The 24,632-nt window shown below is 49.0% G+C and carries 23 protein-coding genes; 8 read left to right on the plus strand and 15 right to left on the minus strand.

Annotated features, from left to right (window positions below; translation table 11 throughout):
- Nucleotides 1-4 precede the first annotated feature (4 nt).
- From F0L74_RS13590 to F0L74_RS13620, 7 genes are all read left to right on the plus strand, one after another.
- Nucleotides 5-1,108 (plus strand): sensor histidine kinase, encoded by a 1,104-nt coding sequence (locus tag F0L74_RS13590; protein WP_188315994.1) that lies wholly within the window; start codon nt 5-7, stop codon nt 1,106-1,108.
- A gap of 1 nt (nt 1,109) precedes the next feature.
- Complete coding sequence (locus F0L74_RS13595) at nt 1,110-1,850, plus strand: LytR/AlgR family response regulator transcription factor (RefSeq protein ID WP_149838395.1); 741 nt, start codon at nt 1,110-1,112, stop codon at nt 1,848-1,850.
- Between the two features lie 148 nt (nt 1,851-1,998).
- A complete protein-coding gene (locus tag F0L74_RS13600) occupies nt 1,999-2,178 on the plus strand; it encodes a hypothetical protein (protein WP_149838396.1) in 180 nt (59 codons plus the stop codon).
- 25 nt (nt 2,179-2,203) lie between these two features.
- Nucleotides 2,204-2,569, plus strand: a complete 366-nt coding sequence (locus tag F0L74_RS13605) for a LytR/AlgR family response regulator transcription factor (RefSeq protein WP_188315995.1) — start codon at nt 2,204-2,206, stop codon at nt 2,567-2,569.
- Nucleotides 2,570-2,702: 133 nt separating this feature from the next.
- Nucleotides 2,703-2,900, plus strand: coding sequence for a hypothetical protein (locus tag F0L74_RS13610; protein ID WP_149838398.1), 198 nt, complete (start codon nt 2,703-2,705; stop codon nt 2,898-2,900).
- Nucleotides 2,901-3,024: 124 nt separating this feature from the next.
- Nucleotides 3,025-6,201, plus strand: a complete 3,177-nt coding sequence (locus tag F0L74_RS13615) for a lantibiotic dehydratase (protein WP_149838399.1) — start codon at nt 3,025-3,027, stop codon at nt 6,199-6,201.
- On the plus strand, nt 6,198-6,896 hold the full coding sequence (locus F0L74_RS13620; RefSeq protein ID WP_149838400.1) for a hypothetical protein: 699 nt from the start codon (nt 6,198-6,200) through the stop codon (nt 6,894-6,896). The genes F0L74_RS13615 and F0L74_RS13620 overlap by 4 nt, the downstream gene beginning before the upstream one ends.
- A 3-nt stretch (nt 6,897-6,899) precedes the next feature.
- Here the strand turns inward: F0L74_RS13620 and F0L74_RS13625 are convergent, their stop codons facing one another.
- From F0L74_RS13625 to F0L74_RS13645, 5 genes are all read right to left on the minus strand, one after another.
- Complete coding sequence (locus F0L74_RS13625) at nt 6,900-8,741, minus strand: WG repeat-containing protein (protein WP_149838401.1); 1,842 nt, start codon at nt 8,739-8,741, stop codon at nt 6,900-6,902.
- Between the two features lie 29 nt (nt 8,742-8,770).
- A complete protein-coding gene (locus tag F0L74_RS13630; RefSeq protein ID WP_149838402.1) occupies nt 8,771-10,051 on the minus strand; it encodes a BamA/TamA family outer membrane protein in 1,281 nt (426 codons plus the stop codon).
- Between the two features lie 268 nt (nt 10,052-10,319).
- A complete protein-coding gene (locus F0L74_RS13635) occupies nt 10,320-11,990 on the minus strand; it encodes a flavin monoamine oxidase family protein (RefSeq protein ID WP_149838403.1) in 1,671 nt (556 codons plus the stop codon).
- An 11-nt stretch (nt 11,991-12,001) separates the two neighbouring features.
- The gene (locus F0L74_RS13640) at nt 12,002-13,936 is read right to left on the minus strand and encodes a thiamine pyrophosphate-binding protein (RefSeq protein WP_149838404.1); all 1,935 of its coding nucleotides are present in this window, start codon (nt 13,934-13,936) and stop codon (nt 12,002-12,004) included.
- 229 nt (nt 13,937-14,165) lie between these two features.
- On the minus strand, nt 14,166-14,648 hold the full coding sequence (locus F0L74_RS13645) for a CHRD domain-containing protein (RefSeq protein ID WP_149838405.1): 483 nt from the start codon (nt 14,646-14,648) through the stop codon (nt 14,166-14,168).
- Nucleotides 14,649-14,798: 150 nt separating this feature from the next.
- On the opposite strand from F0L74_RS13645, the gene F0L74_RS13650 reads away from it, so the two are divergent.
- Entirely contained in the window at nt 14,799-15,962 is a 1,164-nt protein-coding gene (locus F0L74_RS13650) for a DUF3095 domain-containing protein (protein WP_149838406.1), read from the plus strand.
- A gap of 1 nt (nt 15,963) precedes the next feature.
- Here F0L74_RS13650 and F0L74_RS13655 read toward each other — a convergent pair whose 3' ends face one another.
- Genes F0L74_RS13655 through F0L74_RS13700 form a run of 10 tightly spaced genes read right to left on the minus strand, consistent with a single transcriptional unit; the run spans nt 15,964 to nt 24,465 of the window.
- A complete protein-coding gene (locus F0L74_RS13655) occupies nt 15,964-16,329 on the minus strand; it encodes a DMT family transporter (protein WP_188315996.1) in 366 nt (121 codons plus the stop codon).
- A gap of 5 nt (nt 16,330-16,334) precedes the next feature.
- Entirely contained in the window at nt 16,335-17,234 is a 900-nt protein-coding gene (locus F0L74_RS13660) for a sterol desaturase family protein (RefSeq protein ID WP_149838408.1), read from the minus strand.
- Between the two features lie 10 nt (nt 17,235-17,244).
- Complete coding sequence (locus F0L74_RS13665) at nt 17,245-18,144, minus strand: N-acetylneuraminate synthase family protein (RefSeq protein ID WP_149838409.1); 900 nt, start codon at nt 18,142-18,144, stop codon at nt 17,245-17,247.
- 26 nt (nt 18,145-18,170) lie between these two features.
- Nucleotides 18,171-18,668, minus strand: a complete 498-nt coding sequence (locus F0L74_RS13670) for a KdsC family phosphatase (protein WP_149838410.1) — start codon at nt 18,666-18,668, stop codon at nt 18,171-18,173.
- A gap of 12 nt (nt 18,669-18,680) precedes the next feature.
- On the minus strand, nt 18,681-19,484 hold the full coding sequence (locus F0L74_RS13675; RefSeq protein WP_149838411.1) for an SDR family oxidoreductase: 804 nt from the start codon (nt 19,482-19,484) through the stop codon (nt 18,681-18,683).
- Nucleotides 19,485-19,493: 9 nt separating this feature from the next.
- Nucleotides 19,494-20,834: an aminotransferase class III-fold pyridoxal phosphate-dependent enzyme gene (locus F0L74_RS13680; protein ID WP_149838412.1), complete on the minus strand. Its 1,341-nt coding sequence runs from the start codon at nt 20,832-20,834 to the stop codon at nt 19,494-19,496.
- Nucleotides 20,827-21,753 carry a transketolase family protein gene (locus F0L74_RS13685; protein WP_149838413.1) on the minus strand — a complete coding sequence of 309 codons (927 nt, stop codon included), beginning with the start codon at nt 21,751-21,753 and terminating at the stop codon, nt 20,827-20,829. The genes F0L74_RS13680 and F0L74_RS13685 overlap by 8 nt, the downstream gene beginning before the upstream one ends.
- Complete coding sequence (locus F0L74_RS13690; RefSeq protein ID WP_149838414.1) at nt 21,754-22,611, minus strand: transketolase; 858 nt, start codon at nt 22,609-22,611, stop codon at nt 21,754-21,756.
- Nucleotides 22,608-23,441, minus strand: coding sequence for a cytidylyltransferase domain-containing protein (locus F0L74_RS13695; RefSeq protein WP_149838415.1), 834 nt, complete (start codon nt 23,439-23,441; stop codon nt 22,608-22,610). Before F0L74_RS13695 ends, F0L74_RS13690 begins: the two co-directional genes overlap by 4 nt.
- Nucleotides 23,434-24,465, minus strand: coding sequence for a hypothetical protein (locus F0L74_RS13700; RefSeq protein ID WP_149838416.1), 1,032 nt, complete (start codon nt 24,463-24,465; stop codon nt 23,434-23,436). Before F0L74_RS13700 ends, F0L74_RS13695 begins: the two co-directional genes overlap by 8 nt.
- Nucleotides 24,466-24,632: the final 167 nt, after the last annotated feature.

The raw sequence follows: 24,632 nt of genomic DNA on the forward strand, positions 1-24,632 counted from the left end.
CATATTGAACTGGTTAACATCATCGGGATTTGAGAAATTCTATACCCCCCGTGTCCGGATCTACGCGCATACGGTGATGTGGGTGCTGCATACCTTGCTCTATACCCTCACTTACCTGGTGCTGTTCCCGGATTCCCTTGGCGTGGAACTGATCTTTGCCTTACGGAACACATTAGGCGCAATGATCTTCTTTTATCCGATATTCTATTTCATCATCCCCCGGCTGCTGCAGCGTGGGCGTTTCCTGGTTGGTATTATCCTGTTGTTCCTTCCCTTTCTTGCCTGGTGTATCATCAATTACTGGACCGCCCTATTTGTTGATTCCGCATTTACTATCCACAATGAAGAAGTAAAGCTGCCCGTAAAACGTTTGGTGCACGGCGGCTTCTCTGAGGCGGTTTCTATTAGCCGCGCGCTGCAATATTCCCTGGCCATTATTATGACAATTGCCCCAAGTATGTCCGTAAAGCTGGTATTGGATATTATCCGGGCTACCACGCGCACCCTGCGTCTTGAACGGGATAATTTGAACCTGGAGATCGATTTCCTGAAATCGCAGCTCAATCCCCATTTCCTTTTCAATACCCTCAATAATATCTACGCGCTTTCCATCAGAAATGACAAGCTGGCGGCGGATCTGATCCTGAACCTATCCAACATGATGCGGTATACTTTATATGATTCCAATACCCCGATGGTACAGCTGTCAAAAGAAGTTGCCTTTCTCAAAAACTATGTGGACCTGGAAAGTATCCGATATGGCAAAAAGGCGAGCATCCTGTTCGAATGCGACCAGGAACAGATCCAGGAGCAGCAGGTAGCCCCTTTATTGATGTTCCCTTTTATTGAAAACGCCTTTAAACATTCCCATAACGCCGCTATTGATAAATGCTGGATCAAGGTATCCATACACGTGGATGGCGACCATCTTTGTTTCATTGCCGCCAACAGTAAAGAAGAAACACCGGTAAAAAAAAGGGAAGTAGGCGGTATAGGTATTGTTAACTCAAAAAAGCGCCTGGCGCTCCTTTATCCGGATAAACATTCACTCGTTATTGACGACGCCTCAGATCAGTTCAAAGTAACCATGAAATTAACAATCAGCTGATATGGAACAGAAAATTAAATGTCTTATAGTGGACGATGAGCCCTTTGCAAGGGACCTTATGATTAGCTACGTAGAAAAGATCCCCTATCTTGAACTGGTGGCATTCTGTGAAAATGCTTTTGATGCAACAGACATCCTCCAGCAACAACCTGTCGATCTTCTTTTTACAGACATCCAGATGCCCAAGATCAATGGCATAGAGATGATCCGCTCCCTGCCTAACCCACCACTGGTCATCTTTGCCACCGCTTTCCCGGACTATGCGATAGACGGGTTTGAGCTGGATGTGATAGACTACCTGGTAAAACCCTTTCCTTTTGAGCGCTTCCTGAAGGCGGTGAACAAAGCGCGGAATAACATCCTCCAGAAAAGACAGGAACCGGTAAAAGGGGCCCTGGCGCAACAGACCGCGCATTTTTTTGTGAAAGACGGTTACAAGCTTTCTAAGATCCTGTTTGATGATATCTACTATATAGAGGGGATGAAAGACTATGTAAAGATCGTTACAAAACAAAAGAACGTGGTCACCTACATGCGGATGAAGAATATTGAGGCCAGCCTGCCGGCAGACCTGTTTATCCGTATCCATAAGTCCTATATTGTACAAACCAATGCTATCCGGTCCATTATGGGCAATACGGCAGAGCTGATCAATAATGAGTCCATCATTATATCCAAGCAGTATAAACAGGAGCTTAATAAGCGGCTTGGCATCAGCAATTACGGTGGTGATGAGGAATAGCGGCCTGCCGGACAGGGCGGTTCGCCTGAAATGATCCATTTGGTCGTACAACTGCTTCTTTTGGTCTAAAAGAAATGCCGGAAATATTTTCTATCCGCATCTTTGGGTGGTAATAAAAACAATTTATAACCCTTCCAAAAAATCAGCTATGAAAAAGACAAATGTTCCCTCACAGTCCCTGATGCTTGTCCTTGACAAAGAGATTGTCTCCAAGGCAGATCCGCGTACCATTGAAAACATCAACCCGGATAAAAATGCCAATGCCAGCAACCGGATCGAGGATACATCTTTTCCTACTACCTCCCCTACCACCATCATCATCCAATAACAGGCCAATCCAGGGAAAAGCTCACATGAAATACAGATGCGCCATAGTAGATGACGAGCCCCTGGCGCTGGATCTCCTGGAATCCTATATCCGGAAAACAGCGGGCCTGGAGCTGGTGATCAAAACAGATGATCTGCAAAAGGCGGAACAACTGGTAGAAGACAAGCGGGTAGACCTTATATTCCTTGATATTAATATAAGAGGGGTGGAAAGGGAAAACATTACCCGGCTGATACAGAAAGACTGTTACTTTATTATAGTTACTGCGTACCCGTTGTCCTTTATTGAGGATATCAGACTAAACACGGAACACGGTTATCTTAGCAAACCTGCCAGTTTCACCCTTTTTCTCAATGAAGTTCAACGGGTTACGAAAGAACGCCAGCGCTGAGCTGCCAGATCCGGAAGTTTGTGATTCCATTCATTTCGTCGTAAGATCAGTCATTTTTGTCGAAAAGAATTTCCCTCCCGGCCGTTTTTGGAAATATTGCAGGTAAATTTCAAAACCAATAAAAACGAACAAGATGTTTACAGGATTATTCAGGCGTAAAGAGATTACGCACAGCAATACGGATCTCCTTTCATCAGAAGAGTTCAAAGCGTATAATGAATATGAGCTGTCTAATGTATTGGGCGGAGGCGAAGAGAACCGCCCCTACGTACCGGCTTACCATTTTATGGACCAGGCGCAGGATGAAACCAATATGGCCGACAATATGTAATTTGTTCACACGCAGTAGCAGGAGTACGGTGAGCGGGATGGTTTCACCTGGAGGCGGTAATGGCAGCCAACAGGCACAGCGGAAAATGACATGAAGGAACTTGATTTGCAAAACTTACCGTACCATGAAGCATTTATTACCATTTGACTTCTACTTATTAAGGATACCGCTTTTACCCTATAGCCAGATCCTGCAGCTTCACCGGCAGTGTAAGGACGAATATGCGCTGATCCGGGAAATAAAGGCCTTGTTTGGGAACCCACTGTTACAGGAAGCCATTTACCTGGCCACACCAGAGCTTTATGCGGAGATGATGAAATGGCTGGCGGACGATGAGCCGCAGTATACGCCCAGGCAGCGCAAGCTGGCGCTCTCGCTCTATAAATACCTGCTCCGGATGAGCACGCGCTGTACTCCCTATGGCCTGTTTGCCGGCTGCGCGGTGGGTTATGTACACAAAGCCGGCACCCAGCTAAGCGCCGCCCATGAGTGGCAAAAAATAGCCCGCCTGGATATGAATTATCTCACCGCCATATCCAACGAGCTCATAAAACGGGCCGATATCAGCGCCCATATAAAATTCTACCCCAATACCAGCCTTTACATGATAGGCGATACCTGGCGCTATTTCGAATACCAGGTAAAGGATACCCGGCGGCATTATTACCTGAGCACTTTCTCCGATAGCCCCTATATCAACAGGATCATTACTGCGGCGGCAGCCGGCGCCGGTATCCATGAATTGGTACATACGCTTACCTCCGCAGACATACCGGAGGATAATGCCATTATCTTTATCCATACCCTTATACAGAACCAGATCCTCATATCTGCCCTGCACCCTACCATCACAGGGCCAGACACGCTGGGCGCCATCATAGACCAACTAGAACAACATCATATTAATAACGACCTGACCGCCGCAATGGCCGGGATCCGTGACCTGCTGGCCATGCAGGACAGCGGCGTTAAAGGCTACATGTCCGTGCAGGACATCATCAAAACACATTTTCCGGAGGTATCCGGAAAAGACCTGATACAGGTAGACCTGTTCTTTAATGCCAGCGCCAACTATATTAGCCGCGACACCATCGAAAAGCTCGCCCGCCAGGTACAACGCCTGGCCGTGCTGGGTATAAAGCCTGAAAATGCAGATCTCCAGGAGTTCAAACGAAGGTTCCATCATAAATACGAAGAACAGGAAATTCCACTAATGGTGGCGCTAGACAGTGAAACCGGCATAGGCTATGGCATTGTTTCCGGTGAGAATACCAGCTTTACCCCGCTGATAGATGACCTGGTCCTGCCTGGCAGTAAAAAGAACGCACAGACAGAATGGACCCCTTATAAAAAACTGGTGCTGGAAAAATTTATTGCCGCACAACAGGACAATACCTATACCATAGCATTAACGGATGCGGACCTGGACAAGCTGAATACGGCCACCGGCGCGCCGGACCTGCCGGCTACCCTGTTCCTCATGGGTAGCTTTATTGCCTCTTCGTCAGAAGCCCTGGATAAAGGCGATTTTAACCTTGCCCTGAAAGCCTGCGGCGGGCCAAGCGCCCTGATCCTGCTGGGAAGGTTTGCCGCCGGTAACCCGCAACTGGAAGCCGCCCTAAAGGATTGCGCCCTGTATGAGCAGGAAATGCATAAGGATAAGATCATCGCAGAAATAGTGCACCTGCCGGAAGGCCGCACAGGCAACGTGCTGTTAAGACCGCAGCTCTATAGTTATGAGATCCCTTTCCTGGGCAATGCTTCCGTACCGGAGATCTTCCAGATACCGGTAAGCGACCTGTATGTAACGGTGACGAATAACCGGGTGGTATTACGTTCTAAACGGCTCAATAAAGAGATAGTGCCCCGCCTTACCAGCGCCCATGATTTTACCCGGGGCCTGCCGGCCTACAAGTTCCTCTGCGATCTGCAAAGCCAATACCATACCTGGGCTATCCAGTGGGAATGGGATTTTCTGCAGGAGCAGCCCTTTCTTCCCCGGATCACCTATCAACAGCTGATACTGATGCGGGCCCGCTGGTTCATTACAAAAGCGGAATTTGATACCATTACAGATACCACTGATGCAAACGCCTGGATAGACGCCCTGCGGCAAAAATACCGCCTGCCTGACAAAGTAGTATTATCCGAAGGGGATAATGAACTACTGGTAGATCTTAGCTGCCAGTTTGCGCACCAGCTGATAACCGATAAACTCCGTAAAGAAGACATCATCCTGTATGAATACCTGTTTGATGATGATAGCCAGCTTATCTCCGGTAACAATGGGTTGTACACCAACGAGGTGATCATCCCTATCCGTAATACGGGCTTTCAGTCCAGGTTACCCGCCGTTCCGGCCCAACGGCGCAGCGGCACGGTTAAAAGGGCCTTCCCACCCGGCAGCGAATGGCTGTATGTAAAGATCTACTGTGGCACCAAATGGGTCGATAAGCTGCTGACCAAAGTACTGCTTCCACTGGTGACCTCCCTGCTGGAAGAACAGGTGATCGAACAATGGTTCTTTATCCGCTACCAGGACCCGGACAATCATATCCGCATCCGTTTTTACAACGGGCATGATCCGCATTTCAGCGAAGAGATCACCACCCGGATAAAAGATCTTTTTGCCTATTACCTGGAACACGGCATTGTTCAAAAAATACAATACGATACCTATATACGCGAAATTGAGCGCTACCAGGAGCCAACTATACTGACCAGCGAAGCGCTTTTTTTCTACGACAGCAACGCCGTTATTCATCTCCTGCAACTGGCCCACACCGGCAATGCGGAATACCAGCGCTGGCTGTTTGCTATAAAAGGGGTAGACTGCCTGCTGGATGATTTTGGTTACACGCTGGCGGAAAAACTGGCCTTCCTTACCCGGGAACAGGCTTTGTATTTCCATGAGTTCAATGGCAATGCCGCCCTTACCGTACAACTGAACAACAAATTCCGCGACAGCAGCAAGATCATCGCCTCTGTGCTGGAAACCTCCCTGGAAACACTGCCGGTATCTGCAGCCGCTACGGATATCTTTAATACAAGATCTGCCGCCAACCGGCAGTTATATCAGCAGATCATGCAGCTTGCCGCACAAGGCGTGGCAGGGCCGGATATAACGGAGCAACTACTGCCCAGTTATATCCATATGTTCCTTAACAGGATCTTCGTGGCTAACCAACGCGTGCATGAACTGGTCATACATCATTACTTAATGAAATACTATGCATCCTGTATTGCCAGGCAAAGAGCCCGTGCAACCGCCGGATCATATCTAAATAAAGACGTTATATGATACAGAAAAGCGCTTATCAACATTCCTTTGAAGTACAGGAGATCATAGGAAAAACGCCCGGCTGGATGGTGAGATGGGGCATCACCGCCTTATTCAGCACCTTATTTATGCTCTTATTAGCCAGCGCATTTATAAGTTACCCTGTGGTGATCACCCCTGATGTACAACTGGTACTGACCCCGCCATTGTTCTATGTACAACGGGAAGCTGGTGAAACGGTCACCCTGCAAAAAACTAATGGCCCGGTAAATGCACAGGCCGTGCTGGCCGTTGTTGCAGACACCAGCGGTAACAGCCGGTCCATTATTGCGCCCTATGCCGGCGTGGTGGAGCCTTTTGGCGCTTTCCAGGGCAATGATACGCTGGCTGTTGTTATCCCGGGACAGGCCCATTACGAGTTCAGGGGAACATTGCCTGCCATGTATGCCAAACAAAACATAAAAGGCGCCAGGGTGAATGTGATCATTGCGAAGAACCGCATTTCCGGTGAACGGGTGGTCTTGCAAGGCACTATCCATGATATATCACCGGTGGCAGTTAGCGGGCATTGTCCTTTCTGGGGCAGTTTGGATCCCGTGTCTGATAAAAAGCTGGGACAAGCGGCGGTGTTGTCTGGTGTTTGTGATGGCGTGATAGAGATCACGATATCTGAAAGATCAGTGTTGAAAAGGATTATATCGGGGGCGATAATTTAACACTCAATCCATATATGGATCCATGATATTTACCGCCTGATGACCTTCCTTTCTCCATAACTGGCCCGGGTTAATGCTCCCCTCAAAAACATTGCTGTATATCACAATGTCATCATCGTCACGCCCTAATTTGTAGGCAAGCGACATGCGGAGCTTCGCCTTTATGCTCCCTATATAAACAGGGCATTGCAGCTGCCAGTATTTTTTGGATCCCAACTCAACTTTATAGTAGCTGTTTCCGCACCAGCTCGACGGTATGTATTCAATATCTTTCCATTCGCTATTAATGCAAGCCTGCATTTTCAAGTACAGCCCGTTATCCTGCGTATCAAACAGGATACTGGTGTCCGTATTATTATAGATGGAAACGCTATACCCACTATACCTGTTTTCGAAAGTATCCCGTGAGCTGGTCTGTACCTGCAGACAAAGACTACCAGCTGGCATGTTCGTTCCAGCGCTGATCTTCCGGGGAAGTGACCATCCTTCATTATAAGTTTTATAGACAGCCGTTTCACCCATTTCCTGTGCAACATAGCCATACGCACGTTGCATGTAGTCAATATCAAGCAAGCGCAGCCCCATATCTGCTTTTTCCTGCCACACGACTTTACCGGTCCGGTCAATATAGGCGATGCTGTTATCTAACACACAGCGCAGCAACCCGTTTCTAAATCCGGCCACATCATAGTTCTCAAGGCAAGGCTGTAATATAACTTTGCCACTGCTGTCCGCAAAGCCAAAAGTGGATTTGCCGGTGCGGGTTGGCAATCCTTTAAAGAAAAAGACACCACCTACAAGCCCCGGCTTCATTATTTCATTAAATTTTGGCTGAATAATATAGTTAGCATTGGTATCGATCACGCCCCATTTAGAGTTCGTCTCAACAAAAGCCCTATTATTTACAAACCCATCATTCAGCAGCCTGTCGAAGCCTGCCGTTAGTATTTTGCCGTCCCCCGTAATAACATAGTGAGCATATCTCCTGCGGATAAATGATCTATTCCCCCGGAATGGTAATATGGATTCAAAGGTGCTGTCAGCATAGATCACGTTACCTGCTTTATCCATTATACCATAGATAGCTTTATGACCAGATATGTACTCCTCGAATGTTAGCTTTCCTGAAGACATTTCCATATTAAAATATGTCTGGCTATCCCCTTTCCGGAATAACTCCCTGCCGGCGGGATCCAGTAAGGCACTTATTTCTTTATGATGGACTGTATCCAGTACAGCGGCCTGCAGATATCCCTCACCAATCTCTTTTATTCCGCGATACTTTCCCACGGGAACAATTACAGCACCTTTTCTATTAACAATGTACGCACTATCATAAGATGGCGAAATGATAAAAGAACCTCCCTTAACCGGGGTAATATCCGTATAGAGGGTATCAATGATAAAATGACCACTGGTGTCAATTACACCGTATTTTTTGTTCCGGGATTCTATCATGGCGTTACCATCCAAAAACGCGCCCGCTTCGGCGCAATCGATCTCTAAAATAACCGTTCCGTCACGGCGGATGTAATTTGCTTTTGCTCCTTTATAGACTACCGCTATGCCTTCAGAAAAAGGCTGTGCATAGTCATATACCGGTTGTATCACCCACTCCCCTTTCGGGTTTATGTATCCATAATAACCACCTTCCCTTACACTCGCTACCCCCTCGGAAAATTCTTCCACAGCATTAAACCGGGCAGGTATGATCACCTTTCCCTGGTTATCAATATATCCAAATTTGTTATTCTCCCAATATGGGAATAGTGGAGCATGCGGCTCTATTCTACAGCCGAAAACCGACAGCAATAATGCCCAGCCGGCCATTAAAAAGTTTTTCATAGTACAGGGATCTATATATTAATCAGCTACTAAAACGTCTCATTCAAATTCAGGAAAAACCCTTTCGTCCCATACCTGCCCCATGCATAATCCAAACACAGGTTAGTACGCGTTGCTTTATTAAACAGCACACGCAAACCTAAACCGGCAGCCGGTTGCCATACCTCAAACAACCTGGTGCCTGATTTATCATTCGCAGATTCAATATTTACAAAAGTCACACCGCTGAAAAGCTTATTCCTGGTTATAGGAAAACGGTATTCCGTTTCTGAATAAAAGAACTGGGTACTTTTAAAATAACCGCCGGTATAACCGCGGCCGCTACGAAAACTGGGATCCCTGGTGGTACCTGGCAGTTCCAGGTAGGGCACTGCGCCGGCTACTACGCCGGAGCCCCAGCTCCAGAATGCGATCACATGTTCCGGTGTACGGGCTGATAAGCTAAAATATTTCCGGAAATCATAGGTAAACTGTAATGAGTTCTTTGAGCTGCCTACCCAGGTTTGATTCACACGGAAACCTCCGTCTATATACACCCCTTTATAGGCACGGTTTGGATTGTCACGCGTTGTATACTGCACATTGAACAGGAAACCGCTGGCCACATAGTGGTCCTGCGGAAACCCATACCGTTCATTGTAGATCTCAAACGGTGTTAGTATAGAGTCATATTTGGGATTGTTGAGATGCCTTCTCATTTCAAATTCTACCCCTGCGCCCAGGAAAAGGTTATGCCCGATCTCTTTATATACCTTTTCGAAGAACTTATAGTATTCTGAATGCCATACATAAGGTTTCCGCTCCGGGTTAGTCAGTATATAATCTTCCGGGCTTTTATTGGAGGCCTGCCCTATGCCCAGCCCAAAATCCGGCGTAACGGATTTGGAGGCAACAATGCTACCCTGCAGGTTCCATTTATTGCCTGGCGTAAAGATGTTATGAAGAAAATAAAAGTAAAGAATGCCTTTGGTGGTAATGGAAGCAGATGTGGCGGCCGTGGACATATAGGTGTGGGGCACATTCCCCAATACCTTACCTGCAACTGCCTTTATGCCTATCTGGAACCCGATGGTGGGGTTGGCGGCTATATTAGGCACTACGGTGATAGCAGACCTTTTTCGCGTAGAGTCAGCTTTCCGTTTTGGCCGGAGGATATCGTTCAACATATCTCCGAAATCGTATTGCTTGCTAAGATCGGCGCGGGTATCCACCGGCTTTTCCTGCTTACGGATCATACCTTCCTGCGAGGTATCGGCAGGCGTTTTTACCTGCGCGTAAGCATGGGCGCCAAATGCTACAGACAGTAACATTAACAAAAGCCTGTATACCGGAAAAGAACGTTGCTTTATATTCTCTGATTGCATGGTAACTGATCTACAAAAACCGGGCGCGAAGATACAACATTTGTCAATTGCGCATGGCTGTGACCGATCTTTCCCGGAGGTAACCAGCTTTTACCGGCTCCCCTAAAACGGGCATATGCCTACGGGTTATTTGCAACAAGGTGTTGAAAATCAGTAAAAAAGCCCGTAAGCACATACCAACGCAGCGCTTACGGGCATTATTATTCTTTAAGCATTAAGGCGCCACTGCTGCTGCGGGCTTTGCCTGCTTTTTGGCCTCCGTTTTGTTTAAAAGATGGGGCAGCATGATCTCTGCCGTCTGGAGGGCGCCTTCCACCCATCCCTGGGCGTCTGAGTAGGCTTCGCCACAAATATACAGGAGACAATCGTCCATTGGATGTACGATCTTATCCCTTACCTCTGCGCTCTTTACCCCAATGTTCCAGCTATTCCATCCGCCACCATAGGGATCTTCGCCCCAATCGCGGAAAGCGGCGTCTTTTACCGCCGGGCAATAATCCAGGTTGTGCATCTGCTGTAACTGACGGGCAACTTCCTCCACCATACGCCTGGGGGCCTCGTACATGTCCCAGGTCTGGTTGAGGCCATCCTTTACCCCATTGCCGGATTTGGCGCCTTGCTCCCCTTCTCCAATGAAAGGATCAGCGAGTTTTGGACGGCCCCCGCCTTTTGACCAGGCCTCACTACGCCTGGGCCTTAAGCCGTCCCAGAAACCAGTATTGTTACCGTCATCATAACTGGCCAGCAACATAGACCTTCCGCCGGTGGCCGGGGTACCATCGCTCTTGGGCCAGTAATAGGTTTGCCGCAACGGCAGATCCGTAACAGAACGGCCGGATTCCAATGGCACAAACTTGCCTTCTGCATTGGTATATCCGGCAATACGCCACCACGGGCTCATATAGGTAGTGAAAAGCTTAAATAAGGGGCGTGGGGTAACGCTGCTGATAAGGGATTTGATCTGCTCCAACCTTGGGCTTTCTGGCATCAGCAGGTCCAGCGCGCGGCGCGGCATAGCCAGGATTAGCTTGCCCGCGTTGATGACCTCTCCGTCACTAAAAGTCAGTTCAAACGGGCCACCTTCAAATTTGAATTTCGCCAACTGCCGGTTCAGGCGTATATCGCCACCGCCGGCCTTGAACAGATCGGCCAGTGTAATAGGCACCTGCTGAAATCCATTCTTAAACCCTTTATATTTTGGGTTAATACCAAAATCAGATAAGTACCAGGGAATAGCGTCTGCCGCATTCCAGTTCACCAACGTGGAATCATACCCGCCGGCATCCATGCTGAACTGGTATGCCTCGCTGCTGATAACGCGGTACAGCAGGTTCCAGAATCCCCATTCATTCAGCGGAATGTCGTCAAACTTGGCATTTTTTGCCATTTCCCGGCGTTCTTCTTCGGTATGGCCGGGATCTGTAATGCCGGGCACTATCTGCTCAATGGCATTTACGATGATGGTACCAGGTCCGTTCCCATTTTCCAGGAAGGAAAGGTTATAAGGCACTTCATCTGGCTTTTTGGTAAAATCCGCCAAACGGAGGTATATGCCCCGCAGGAATGCAATGTTCTGGTCCTTATCAACCGGGAAATCATAGGTGTCTATCGTTGGCTTACCCGCCTCCTTTAATATTACATTCAGGTCTGCAATGAGCTTTACAACCAGGTGCTGGGTGTTCTCCAGTATACGCATACCGCCCAGTTCCGCCACCATATCCGGGATATTGGGTGGTCTTACGGAGAGCAGACGGCCGCCTATATGGTCGCTTCCTTCGAATACGACGATCTTTTGACCGGGAAATTCTTTTTGCAGCTTCCAGGCGCTGTACACCCCGGAAACGCCGCCGCCTACGATGGCGATGTCGATTTGTTCGTTTGACATGATAATGGTTTTTAAAAGATTGAGGGAATATTAGACGGCATTACCCCATTGCCGGATTCCATAAAATAAGCCTTCAAAGCCTTTTTATGAAAGACGTCCAGTACGGGCTGATTAATATAATGCCGGGTTGTTGCTGCTGTTTTTGCCGTGGTGGGCGGCGTTACCGGTGTATTAGCCGCGATGCGCATATCCAGCACATAGGAAGATGCGTTGCTGAGCACATGATCAATCGCTTTTTCTATGGCTGCTTTTACGGCGCCCGGCGTTTCCACCACTTCGCCCTGCACCCCGCCAAAGGCATTGGCCAGGCCCACAAAATCCAGTTTGGGTCTTTCCAGGCGCAGATAGTCAGGGTCCATTGTTTTAGGCCTCCAGTCATAACCAGGGGCATGGCCATAAGCGCCTACCACCTGCTGCAGCCCCAGCTGCAGGGTATGGTATTCCTGGTTATTGGTGATGATATAAAGGATGGGAAGCTGCTCATGCGCGGCAGTCCACCAGGTTTGCGGGTAAAACAGGGAGGAGCCATCCCCTACGGCATTGATCACGAGCCGGGTGCCTATACCCTGCGCGGTCTCCTTTTCCAGCTTAATACCCAGGGAGGCCGGCATTGACCAGCCCAGGGAGCCGCCGGCTACGCAATAATAGCTGATGGGTTTTGCGCCGCCATCGCCAAAGGGCAGATAGTATTGGAAAGGTGCGCCATCAGATACCGCTTCGTGTACATACACAAAATCATCTTCCAGGCCACGTGCTTCAATACCATCTTTTAAGGCTTTGGCGATCACCACGGCCCAGATATCCTCCTGCTGCATGGCTTCTTCCAGGTAGTTATCCCATTCCGCCGCACGCTCTGCCGCCATAGCTTTCATATGATCATTCCGGGCGGGCGCGCCTGCTGGCCGCTGCGGCTTAATGTAGTTATTTAACACAGGTAGGGTGGTCTTAATGTCGCCAAAGATAGCCGCTTCTCCGTAATAATTCTTGGCAATATCCCAGGTGTTATTGGTCAGGTAGATCTGTTTTACGGACGGTGGGAACAAAGGGCCATCGGAGTATTTATACACCGCCAGCTGGGCCTGTGCGCCAAAGCCAACCAGGAACGCTACATCGTGTTGCTGGAACACGGCCTGTACGCCTTCCTGTGAGCCCGGCAGCTCTCCCTGCCAGTGATAGTCATTATTGGGAAAATTAGCCACACTGCTAAAGGTCTGTAACACTACCGGCGCGCCTATCAGTTCTGCCAGCTCCTGCAGTTCCGGCCAGGCGTCTGCATAACCCACCGCATCCCCCGCTACTATCACGGGGCTGTTGGCGGCGGCCAGCATGTCAGCGGCCTGTTTAATGGTGGCGTAATCTCCAATAAAATGCGGTGAGATCCGGGTCACCCCTTTCAGCTTATCCGTGTCTTCGATGGCCACCATGGTAAAATCCCAGGGAATGGAAACAAACACCGGGCCGTTGGGTGGCGCCATAGCCTCCTTAAAGGCCCGTTGTAATACCAGGGGGATCTCATCCGGCGTGCGCACTTCATGCGCCCATTTAGTGTATTGCCGGGCAATATCCACCAGGTTAGAGGCCAGTAAAGGCTCCTGAGTTACCAATTCATTCTGCTGCTGGCAACACAGGATCACCAGCGGCATCTCTGACCGGTAAGCATTAAAGAGATTACCAACACTGTGCGCAATACCGGGTGTTACGTGCACTACCAATACGCCGGGGTTACCCGTCATGCGGGCAGAGCCCATGGCTGCGCCAATGGCAATATTCTCATGGAGGCATTCAATGTACCGTACCCCGTTTTCCGGGTAGGAAGTGCCGTCGATGATCGGGATCTCATTGGTACCGGGCACGCCAAAAATGTAGTGGATGCCAAGGTCCTTTAGCGCGTCAAACACGTAATCACGTGTCCAGCGGGCGGGTGTGGAGGTCGATAGCGGTTTCATAGTAGTGGTTTTCTTTTTCTTTATATGGTTATTTGTGGATCGTGTGGCGATGTTACAATGATCTGATATTAATATGGTCAGTGTATAGAATAACAAAGTTTCCCACCGGTGGTTCTGTCATTAACAAAATTTTCTTGCTATATAAAAAGACCCGGCCGCGCCTGCAATCGATAGCTACGCGGCCGGATCATCATTGAACCAATGTCTCCTCAAAAAATAACGTGTAAACTTAGTGCTTCACTGATACCTGTCCCCTGATCTCACCTCCGGGATAGAGTTTAGTGTGGATGTTAACATAATACCTGCCGGCCAGCAGGTCATCTTCCTGGTCTTCTGTTAATGTGTCCTTTGCAGATAAGGAGCCGGTAGCGTTCATCGGGAACCCGGTGATGGGTATCTCCACGGGCGCATTCTGGCCTGGAGTAGCGGGGCCATGGAAGTGCATGGCAATCGGAGGACCAGTTATCTTTTCCCAGCTAAGATCATAATCGATCACATTGGTCTTGCAATTGTAGGTGCCTTTTAATTTTGCTGTTCCGGGGCTGTTGTTGGGGGGAACTTCCTGTGAGCCGCTTAACGAAGCGCGTACTTTCATTTCTTTTCTGAAATCATCATGCTTCTTACAAGCACTCAGACCGGTAATGCACGCAATAGCAGTGCCTAACGCCAGTACTCGTACATGGCGGATCGAAAGTGTGGAATAGGTAAGCATAACAGTACATTTACTATTATTACGCACAGAAATGTAAAAGGTTTTCAACTTTTAGTAATTTCTTTTTTGCAGCAATCTCTACTATTGGCGGGCCTTTGCACCAAATACACCTTATTTTATCTTAACATTGCACTGTGTATCAATCAGATTATGGCAGCAAGTAACGATCAATTCTATTCCAGGCTACCTGTTAACCGCATAACACTCCGTGATCTGCTGGAGGAGGAACACCTGTTCTACAAGATACCGGATGACTGGCATGTGATCATCACGGACATAAAAGGCTCCACCTCCGCAGTACAGAACGGGCAGCATGAAACCGTAAATTATATTGCCACCGGCAGTATTGTAGCGGTTTTAAATATCACTTTCAAGACCAATACCACTATTCCTTTTTTCTTTGGCGGCGATGGCGCTACCTTTCTTATACCTGCCAGTGTTAAAGAGGTGGCGTTATCCGCCCTCCAGATCCATAGCCAGCAAACACAGGCGCAGTTTGGCCTTACCTTACGGGTGGGCAGCGTAGCCATCAAAGATATTTATGCCGCCGGCCATACCCTTACCGTCAGCAAGTTCTGCAGCGCTGGTAATTTTACCATTCCTATTGTATTGGGTGATGGCCTGTATTATGCGGAGCAACTGATAAAAGGGCCCGATTACCTGCTTACGGCGCCACCAGCCGAAGGAGAAGAGCTGGATCTTAGCGGTATGCAATGCCGCTGGGACCAGGTACCACCTCCCCTGCTGCACTATGAAGTGGTGACCTTAATTGCTGTGGCAACCGCCGGCGCTCAACAAGCGGCCGCCTACGGTAAGGTGATTGCCTATATCGACGATATCTACGGAGCGCCGGAACAGCGGCAACCTATCTCTGTTTCAAAACTTAAACTTACCAGCTCTTTCCAGCAACTGGGTATGGAGATGCGTACCCGCTTTGGCAGCATGAAGCTGTTGCAGCTGTTATATGCCTGGTGTAAGAACAGGTTGGGATACTTTTACTTTAAAACCAAAACCGGCAAGACCTACCTGAGCCGCCTGGTAGAGATGTCTGACACGCTGGTGATAGATGGTAAGATAAACACAGTGATCACCGGCACCGCGGAACAACGGCTGCAATTGCAGCATGCCCTGAGTGCAATGGAGGATGCCGGGGAGATCGTATACGGTTATTGCGTAAGTAAAGCGTCTGTTATGTCATGTTATGTACGCGACCTGAAAGATGACCATATCCATTTCGTGGACGGCGCAGAAGGCGGATATACAAAAGCTGCCGGGGTATTAAAGCTAAAAGCTATTGAGAACAAACAACACTGAATTAATTACCTGCTTTTAACCCCACAATACCGGCTACTATCAATGCCAGGTAAAAGAATTGCATGGGATGCCACGCCTCCTTAAAGATGCTGATATCAACCGCCTTCACACCTACCAGCGCAACACCCATCCAAATGGCCAATGCGGTAGATGTGGCAATCTGTTTGGTGGCCAGCGAAAAAAAGAACACATTGGCTATCCCAAACAGTATATAACCTATTAAGGGCGCCAACACCAGCAGGTGCTCCCGGTTAGTGAAGTATGCCTGCCAGCGTATGGCGCCTATTTTTTTAAAGTCCAGGAATTTGAGGGAGAAGGTCCAGGCAATTTCAAAAACCGCCGCAATAAAAAGATATACCCATGCCATAGCACTTATTTTCCTTGTGTAACCGGTTCTACGTTTGCGTTGGGTTTCAGCAGCTCCTGCTGCTGCCTGCCCAGCCATTTCATGATGTTGGGCCGCAGATGATAGTATTTATTGAACCACTTGTATCTCAGCAGATCATCTTCCGATATCCGCTTTACTGAAAACACATGCTGCACAAAATAATCTTTAGGATACACATACGGTAAACCAAACACCTCCGGTTTTTTATCGGGCAGGTAAGCGGTTCCAAATAACCAGTCCCACACGGCAAACTTAGTGGAGAAATTAGCGTAGAACACTTCCTGGTAGTCAGCGTGATGCCATTGGTGCATTTCCGGTCCATTGATAAAATACTGGAGCTTGCCGGATTTCACATTTATATTGGAATGGATATACATACCCCATACCGCATCTATCAACGCCTTAATGGGCACTACCAGGGGATTGGCCCCCAACAGGATAATAGGCGCAAATTCAATGGTCTGGTTGATAATGATCTCCACAACATGTGAGCGGGAACCTGCCAGCCAGTCCACTTCAGTAACGGAGTGATGCGCTTCATGCGTGCGCCATAGTATTTTTGAATGGTGTTGCCAGCGGTGAAACCAATAGATATACAGGTCATGCGTTACCAGGAAGAATAACACCTGCGTCCATAAAGGCCAGTTGGCGACCAGCTGCAGGGATGACAAGTGCCAGGTACGGTCAACCGGTTGTATGATGTAATCGAAGATCAGGATCTTCAGGAAATAGCTTTGAATAATGGTATACCATACCAGGTCTATCCAAAATCCCTTTCTGAAAAAAGGAAGTCCCTTGGTGTAAGGAAACTTCCTTTCCAGGATCACCAGCACCACTACCGTTAATAGCAGGATGCTGGTGGTATAATAAACTATATTGTCCATGTAAGTAGCTTTACTTTGCGGTCTCTGCGTCCGGGGTGATCACGCGGCGTAATCTTTTCAATGCACCCATTTCACTTTCGTATACACGTTTGATACCATCGCCCATAGCCATTTCAGCGTCGCGGATATCGCGTACCAGCTTATGCATTCCCTGCGGCTCTACAGAAGCGGCATGATCAGAGCCCCACATAGCGCGGTCCAGGGTAAAATGCCTTTCTACAAAGGTGGCGCCCATGATCACAGCTGCCAGTGTGGTAGCCAGGCCGGTCTCATGGCCGGAGTAGCCGATAGGTGTATTAGGATACAGCTGTTGCAGGGTGTTGATCATTTTCAGGTTCAGCTCTGCAGGCGGACAGGGATAAGCGGAAGTAGAATGCGCGATCATCATATTGTCCGTGCCAAACTTCTCTACCGTTGTCTCGATCTCGTTCATGGTAGACATGCCGGTGGATAAGATAAAGGGCTTACCGGTGGCTTTCACCTTTTCGATCAGGGCGTGATCGGTCAGGGATGCGGAAGCGAATTTGTATACACCGGGATTAAATTGTTCGATAAAATCAACGGAGGGCTCATCCCAGCAGGATACGAACCAATCGATGCCACGATCTTTACAATGTTTGTCAATAGCAGCGTATTCGTCATAACCCAGTTCTACCTTGTGGCGGTAGTTAATATAGGTCATGCGGCCCCAGGGGGTATCGCGTTGCAGATGCCACTGGTCCCTTGGGGTACAAACCTCGGGCGTGCGTTTCTGGAATTTCACCGCATCGCAACCTGCGGCTGCGGCTTCGTCAATAAGTTTCCTGGCAATTTCAAGGGAACCGTTGTGGTTTATGCCAATTTCAGCTATGATGTAAACAGGCTGTCCCTCGCCGATAGATTTCCGGTTGCTCACCGCAATTGTGTTCATAAGATATAAGTTTTTTTGGTAGGTTACTACGTTCGGCAAGCGATCAACCATTCTGCAAACTCACGGAATGCACCATAACCGCCTTTTTGCTGGCAATGGAAGCTAACCAGCTCCGCTACCTGCGGCATGGCGTCGCCCGGACAGGCAGAAAGGCCCACCAGCTGGATAATGCCAATGTCGTTCACGTCGTCGCCAATAAAGGCAATCTCTTCTGGCAGCAGCCCGTTGCGTTCCAGGATCACGGCCAGTAAACCGGCTTTGTCCTTTATGCCCAGGTGCAGCTCAGTAATGTGCAGTTTCTCTGCCCGTTTTGCTACGGAGCCGGAGGTTTCGCCGGTTACAATGCCTGTTTCAATGTTACAGCACTTGCGTAACCGCTCTACACCCATACCGTCGCGGATGGAGAAACGTTTCATCACTTCGCCTGCTTCGGAATAATACACGCCGTTGTCAGTCAGTACGCCGTCTACATCTGTGAGCAGCAGTTTGATCTTTTTCGCTTTTTCGATTAATGTTTCATTCATGTTGTTGAGATTTTAGATGGCAGTCCACCCACCGTCCACTACCAGGTTGGCGCCGGTCATGTAAGCGGATGCATTGCTCGCTAAAAATACAACAGCTCCTTTATAATCTGCCGCTGCAGCCATTTTACCCAATAAGGTCTTAGCGGCATAATTCTGTATAAAAAAAGTATCCTGGTTGTTTTCTACGCCACCGGGCGAGAGCGCGTTGACCCGTACATTCCGGTTGCCCCAGTAAGCAGCCAGGTAACGGGTAAAGCCCAGCACCGCGGCTTTGGTTACCGGGTAGGCAGGCGACTTATAAAAAGTCTGCTCGCCTGCGGCATTGCGGTAAATGCTTTGGTCCGGCGCTACGATACCGTAGGTAGATGCAATGTTGATGATGCTGCCACTCCCCTGCGCGGCCATCACGGCGCCCATTACCTGGGAGCAAAGGAACATGCCGCTTACGTTCACATTCCAGGAGCGGTTCCATTGCTCCAGCGGGTAATGCTCAAACATGGATTGCTCCTTTGCCATCAAAGGATTTTCGAACATGTCGTTAATGGCGGCGTTATTCACCAATACATCCAGGCGGCCGTACTTTTCCAGTATGCGGTCCCGGGCGGTCCACAGGGAGGCCTGGCTGGTAACATCCAGTGATATGGCCAGGTGCTCCGTTCCCAGTTCATTTACCAGCGCCTGACAGGCGTTTTCATCCAGGTCTGCAGCCACTACCCTGGCGCCGGCTTCTGCCAGCGCTTTACAGTGCTGTATACCCAGTAAGCCGCAGGCCCCGGTTACCAATGCTATTTTGTCTGTTAAAGAAAAAAGCTCCATGCTGCGTAACTATGCTTTTACTACCGGTTTAGTATTAAAATTGCTCACCTTACGGAATACAGCTTCCACGGGTTTGCCCTTCAGCAGGTCGCCTACGTTATTATCTGCGATGGCCTGTTTCAGCAAGGGCAGCACGTCTTTGTAGGCGGCCAGCGTATGCTCAATATCTTCGCTGGTATGGGTAAAACTCATGTTATGGAAACCGGACCACAAGATGCCGCGTTTAAACAGCTCCTGCTGCACAAAGGATTTCAGCAGCAGTGTATCCTGACCCGGTGCATTAAATGTTACCATAGAGCGGCAATCGTAACCAGTGCAGGAGGTGCATTCTGCAACGCCTATTTCCGCTGCCAGCTGGTTATAACCGTCTTTCAACAGTTTGCCTTTCTGCGCCAGCACGGCCGGCACATTCTTTTCTATCATTTCGTTGATGGTAGCCACGGCTGCTGCCAGGGATAAAGCTTCGCCGCCAAAAGTGGTAAAGAAGAATACCTCTTCATTAAACAGCTGCATAATTTCTTTACGGCCGGTCAGCAGGGAGATGGGCATGCCGTTGGCAAAAGCTTTGGAATAACAGGCCAGGTCTGCCTTTACATTAAAGTACTCCTGTGCGCCGCCTACTGCTATGCGGAAACCGGTCCACATCTCATCAAAGATGAGCAGGGTGCCGTTGGCTTCGCATACCTCTTTCAGCTGCTGCAGGAAATTATCTTTAGGCTCCGCAAATACAAACGGTTCCAGTATCACGCAGGCGGTATCTTCATCCAGCGCCTGTTTTACAGACTCAATATCATTGTAGTCAATAGTAGAAGTCAGCGCTGCTATCTCTTCAGGGATACCGCTGTTACGGCTGGTAACGGAGATATACCAGTCATGCCAGCCATGATATCCGCAGCACAACACTTTTTTACGACCGGTAAAGGCGCGTGCCACGCGTATAGCCGCACTGGTCACATCCGCGCCGGTTTTGCTGATACGGAGCGCTTCCGCGTTGGGGATAACACGGTGTACCAATTCCGCCAGCGTTACTTCCAGCTCATGCATCATGGAGAAAGTAATGCCGTCTTTCAGCTGGGCAGCAATGGCGGCATCCACGCGGGGATAACAATAGCCCAGGGATAAAGGGCCAATGCCCATGTTATAATCTATATACTCATTGCCATCCACATCCCACACATGCGCATCTTTGCCTCTTTTCAGGTATTTAGGCGCTACGCCGGTAACATACTGCCCGGGGCCTTTGGCCAATGTTTGGGTAACAGGCGTCATAATATTTACGGCGCGTGCATATAATTTATCTGATGCTGTAATTACAGGATACTGCTCGTTAAAGGAGATGGTGTTAGGCATGTTGTTTGTTTTTTGCATGAATAAGCTGCAGCTGCGCGGAAACAGCAGTTGCAATACCAGTTGGCGTAAAACCTTCGAAGGCCAGCACTTCGCCCAGGAGGCCGGGTTTAAACCAGCGTTCTTTGAGGGCCAGCGGGAATATGGTAGTATTATGCGGTTGGTTGATCAGTGTTTCTGCTACAATGGAGTACAGGCCACCCGTCTGGAAATGATCTTCTACGGTCACCAGCAGTTTACTGTTGGCGGCGCAACGCCGTATACAGGCTTCGTCCACCGGTTTCAGGGAGCGCATATTCACCAGTCCTACACTTAGTCCTTCTTTTTCCAGCAGCGCTTTTGCCTCCAGGGCATTGCCGAATAAAAAGCCGTAAGTAAGCAGGGTCACATCTGTGCCTTCGCTGATCACTTCCGCTTTTCCTGGTTCAAAATCCATATGCTGATAAGTGCCCTGTTTATGGTTAATACGTACATAGGACGGTGCGGGCGATTGCCAGATGGCTGGCAGCATACGTACCAGGTCATCCTCATCCGCAGGACAGAATACCTCCATACCAGGAATGCCGCGCATGAGCGCTACATCTTCAATAGCCTGGTGAGTGGGCCCATTACCATCTGATAAGAAGCCGGGGATATAACCGCTCAGCTTTACCGGCAGGTTGGCAATACCAACATCCGTGCGGATAAATTCAAAGGCGCGCATGGTAAGGAAAGGCGCCAGCGCATGTACCACAGGTATGCGGCCACGCAGGGCCAGGCCTGCAGCCATGCCTATCATTGTTTGTTCAGTGATACCGGTATCAATAAAACGGTTGCCTAACAGGCGGGGCGCACTGCGCACCAGGGCCCTGTTCTCGGCCGTCATTACTATAAAGCGCTCATCCGCGGTGGCGGTCTGTACCAATAGTTCTTCGTAGTTCATTTAGCGTACTGTTAAGCTTTCCGATTCAATAATTGCGGCGGCGTGGCCATGCAGCTCTTCAAACAGCTGCTGTATCTCGTTATCATTAAAGGCGCAGAACCAGCGGTCGGCTCGGGCTTCAATGCTGGGCAGCCCCTTCCCGCGTACGGTATTGGCAATGATCACATTCACTTTATTATCGCTGAAAGGCACGCCTTTAAAGGCCTCTTCCAGTTGTGTATAGTCATGCCCGTCTACTACCTTTACTGCGCAACCAAATGCGGTAAACTTATCTGCCAATGGCTCCAGGGGGATCAGCTCTTCTGTGCGGATGTTAGCCTGGAACTGGTTACGGTCTACGATAATGGTCAGGTTGTTCAGCTGGTAAGCATTGGCGACCAGCAAGGTTTCCCATACGGAACCTTCATTCAGCTCCCCGTCTCCGGTAATGGCAAATACCTGGTTAGCCTCTCCTTTCAGCTTACAATCCAGCGCTACGCCTGCAGCCACAGCCGGCAGGTGGCCCAGTGAACCGGAGTGGAACTCTACACCGGGGATGGCCCTGTTAGGATGCCAGTAAATGCTGTCTGTAGATTTCAGGTGCTGGGTAAGCCTGTCCGGCGAAATAAATCCCAGCTCTGCCAGCGTACCGTACATGGCCGGCACATCATGCCCCTTGGAAAGAAAGAGATAGTCGCGTGCAGGATTGTCTAAATTATCTGCATCTACATTCAGTAGCTCGGAGTACAGGAATACCATTAGCTCCACGCAGGACAAAGAGGCGCCTATAAAGCAGCCGCCCCCGGCTGTCATACGTATAATGTGCTCCCTTACCTTTAAGGAACGGGCGGTGAGCTCCGACAGTTTGTCTTTTGTCATATTTCGGTTGTCAGAATTTTTGTTTGTTGTGGCGTGATGGTCTTTAGCTCGTCAAGATGGTGCCGGTACCAGTTTACGCCGGCCCATTGCCGGTTAATGGCGTACATCTCTTCCCTTTCTGCCAGCAACACCAGGATATCTGTCACGGTAAACTGCGGGTTAGTTTCGTACAGCGCTTCGTATACCGCTTTAATGAACAGGTAGTCTTCCTGGTAGTCGATGGTAAAACGGAAATCCATGGAATAGTCAGGGTGGCCCTCCATTACTACATTACCAATACGGAACCTTTCCGGGTGCTCCCATATATAAGGTGTGGTGTGTTCCCGTTCCAGCTGTTTATCCGCCTGTTTCCAGGTCTCTTCCAGCGCGGCAAAGGACATCACTTCCACATCATTACCATCCGGGTAACTGGCCGGGTGCAGATTGCTTACATAATCGTACTGTGCTTTATTGTCGAGATAAAAACCGATCACTTTATCTATTACAGCAGGGTCTATGAGCGGGCAGTCGCTGGGGATCTTGATCACCACATCGGCTGCGTGTTGCAGGCCAACCTGGTAGTGCCTGTCCAGCAAGTCTGCCACATCACCGCGGTAGCATAAGATGCCTTCTTGTTCGCAGGTGGCCGCAATAATATCATCCGCAGGATCAACGGTAGCCGCTACTACGATAGTGCCGGTTAAACTGGCTGCACGTACCCGTTCCACCTGCCGTACAAACAGCGGGCGGTCCAGGATGGGCATCATCACCTTACCGGGAAGGCGGCTGGATCCCATGCGGGTTTGTATTACCGTAACAATTTTCAAATGGCGCTCAGCTGCATTAGGCATATTGCAATTCCGGTTGTTTGTATGTTTTCAGAAAATCTGCCCGGGTACCTTTGTACTCTATATAACTGCGGCAGATGGCTGCTATGTTGTAAGCGGAGGCGCCGCCATTCTGTATGGGGGCCAGGCGCTTTAACTGGGTCACGTCAAAATAGGAATGCACTTTTTTATTGAGGGCAATGCCCATATATACAACGGTGGAGTATTGCGTGATCAATTCTTCACAGTTGGCGATCATATGGCCGGTATTACCCTCGGTAAACACCATGGCGTCTGGCGCCTGCCGTTTTATTTCCGCAATGGCCCTTTCTTTATCCTCATTAGGATGCAGCTTAAAGAAAAGCGGACGGCCGGCGGCGATCTTTATACAATTGGCGATGGTGGCATCACGGTCTTCCCGTCCATGCAGCTCGCGTATATCAGAAGTAGCTACCAGCACATAACCATGATAAGGGAAATCGTTATTATTATGCAGGGCTACATGGTCATAGTTAGGTATGCCGGTCACAAATATGCGGGCCGCATCCGTGCCATATTGCGCAAATTGTTGCTTATACCCTTCAGATGCCGCACAATAGATATCGCATATATTGCCGCTGCCATTAAAAGCGGTATTCATGGCTAATACATGCGGCAACCGAAGGCGGTGCACGATCCTGGCCCAGGGCGTTACCGGATCTGTCATGCCTTCCTGCACAAACACTGTCTTTATCTTCCGGAGGCTTTTAGCTACCTGCAGATCCGTGCAGCAAACTACCAGGTCATAATTATTATTATATACAGCGGTTGCGTAGTCATTGCGCAAACCGTTATCGGAGAGGTATTGATCAGAGCGTTGCTTAAAATTGCCACCACCTAAAATGGTATGATCGAGCCACCCCTTTTTAACCGCCCATTTTATCAACACATCATCACTGTAGACCTGGCTGAAGTAACAATCATATTCCGGCAGCTCACTGGCGATCTGGTGCATTTGGGTGGCCTGGTTCAACGATCCAACCAGGAAAAGGATCTTCCTTTTTGACATATCAGGTTCTGTTTAACCATGTTATTCAATGAATAACAGGTCAGCTACTTGTTCCGGTTACGAACAATGTTCAAACGTAGGAATTCTTAAAACAGGCTGTTAGTGGTATAAGGGAAAGTTACAATAAGATAATATTGGCGTAACAGAGATTACACAAACATAATATT

It is taken from the genome of Chitinophaga agrisoli, assembly GCF_008386695.1.
Taxonomy (GTDB): Bacteria; Bacteroidota; Bacteroidia; order Chitinophagales; family Chitinophagaceae; genus Chitinophaga; species Chitinophaga agrisoli.

Bases quoted from the DNA above. Each gene is read 5' to 3' on its own strand.
- F0L74_RS13595 (WP_149838395.1), top strand. From the start codon at position 1,110: ATGGAACAGAAAATTAAATGTCTTATAGTGGACGATGAGCCCTTTGCA.
- F0L74_RS13600 (WP_149838396.1), top strand. From the start codon at position 1,999: ATGAAAAAGACAAATGTTCCCTCACAGTCCCTGATGCTTGTCCTTGAC.
- F0L74_RS13605 (WP_188315995.1), top strand. From the start codon at position 2,204: ATGAAATACAGATGCGCCATAGTAGATGACGAGCCCCTGGCGCTGGAT.
- F0L74_RS13610 (WP_149838398.1), top strand. From the start codon at position 2,703: ATGTTTACAGGATTATTCAGGCGTAAAGAGATTACGCACAGCAATACG.
- F0L74_RS13615 (WP_149838399.1), top strand. From the start codon at position 3,025: ATGAAGCATTTATTACCATTTGACTTCTACTTATTAAGGATACCGCTT.
- F0L74_RS13620 (WP_149838400.1), top strand. From the start codon at position 6,198: ATGATACAGAAAAGCGCTTATCAACATTCCTTTGAAGTACAGGAGATC.
- F0L74_RS13625 (WP_149838401.1), bottom strand. From the start codon at position 8,741: ATGAAAAACTTTTTAATGGCCGGCTGGGCATTATTGCTGTCGGTTTTC.
- F0L74_RS13630 (WP_149838402.1), bottom strand. From the start codon at position 10,051: ATGTTACTGTCTGTAGCATTTGGCGCCCATGCTTACGCGCAGGTAAAA.
- F0L74_RS13635 (WP_149838403.1), bottom strand. From the start codon at position 11,990: ATGTCAAACGAACAAATCGACATCGCCATCGTAGGCGGCGGCGTTTCC.
- F0L74_RS13640 (WP_149838404.1), bottom strand. From the start codon at position 13,936: ATGAAACCGCTATCGACCTCCACACCCGCCCGCTGGACACGTGATTAC.
- F0L74_RS13645 (WP_149838405.1), bottom strand. From the start codon at position 14,648: ATGCTTACCTATTCCACACTTTCGATCCGCCATGTACGAGTACTGGCG.
- F0L74_RS13650 (WP_149838406.1), top strand. From the start codon at position 14,799: ATGGCAGCAAGTAACGATCAATTCTATTCCAGGCTACCTGTTAACCGC.
- F0L74_RS13655 (WP_188315996.1), bottom strand. From the start codon at position 16,329: ATGGCATGGGTATATCTTTTTATTGCGGCGGTTTTTGAAATTGCCTGG.
- F0L74_RS13660 (WP_149838408.1), bottom strand. From the start codon at position 17,234: ATGGACAATATAGTTTATTATACCACCAGCATCCTGCTATTAACGGTA.
- F0L74_RS13665 (WP_149838409.1), bottom strand. From the start codon at position 18,144: ATGAACACAATTGCGGTGAGCAACCGGAAATCTATCGGCGAGGGACAG.
- F0L74_RS13670 (WP_149838410.1), bottom strand. From the start codon at position 18,668: ATGAATGAAACATTAATCGAAAAAGCGAAAAAGATCAAACTGCTGCTC.
- F0L74_RS13675 (WP_149838411.1), bottom strand. From the start codon at position 19,484: ATGGAGCTTTTTTCTTTAACAGACAAAATAGCATTGGTAACCGGGGCC.
- F0L74_RS13680 (WP_149838412.1), bottom strand. From the start codon at position 20,834: ATGCCTAACACCATCTCCTTTAACGAGCAGTATCCTGTAATTACAGCA.
- F0L74_RS13685 (WP_149838413.1), bottom strand. From the start codon at position 21,753: ATGAACTACGAAGAACTATTGGTACAGACCGCCACCGCGGATGAGCGC.
- F0L74_RS13690 (WP_149838414.1), bottom strand. From the start codon at position 22,611: ATGACAAAAGACAAACTGTCGGAGCTCACCGCCCGTTCCTTAAAGGTA.
- F0L74_RS13695 (WP_149838415.1), bottom strand. From the start codon at position 23,441: ATGCCTAATGCAGCTGAGCGCCATTTGAAAATTGTTACGGTAATACAA.
- F0L74_RS13700 (WP_149838416.1), bottom strand. From the start codon at position 24,465: ATGTCAAAAAGGAAGATCCTTTTCCTGGTTGGATCGTTGAACCAGGCC.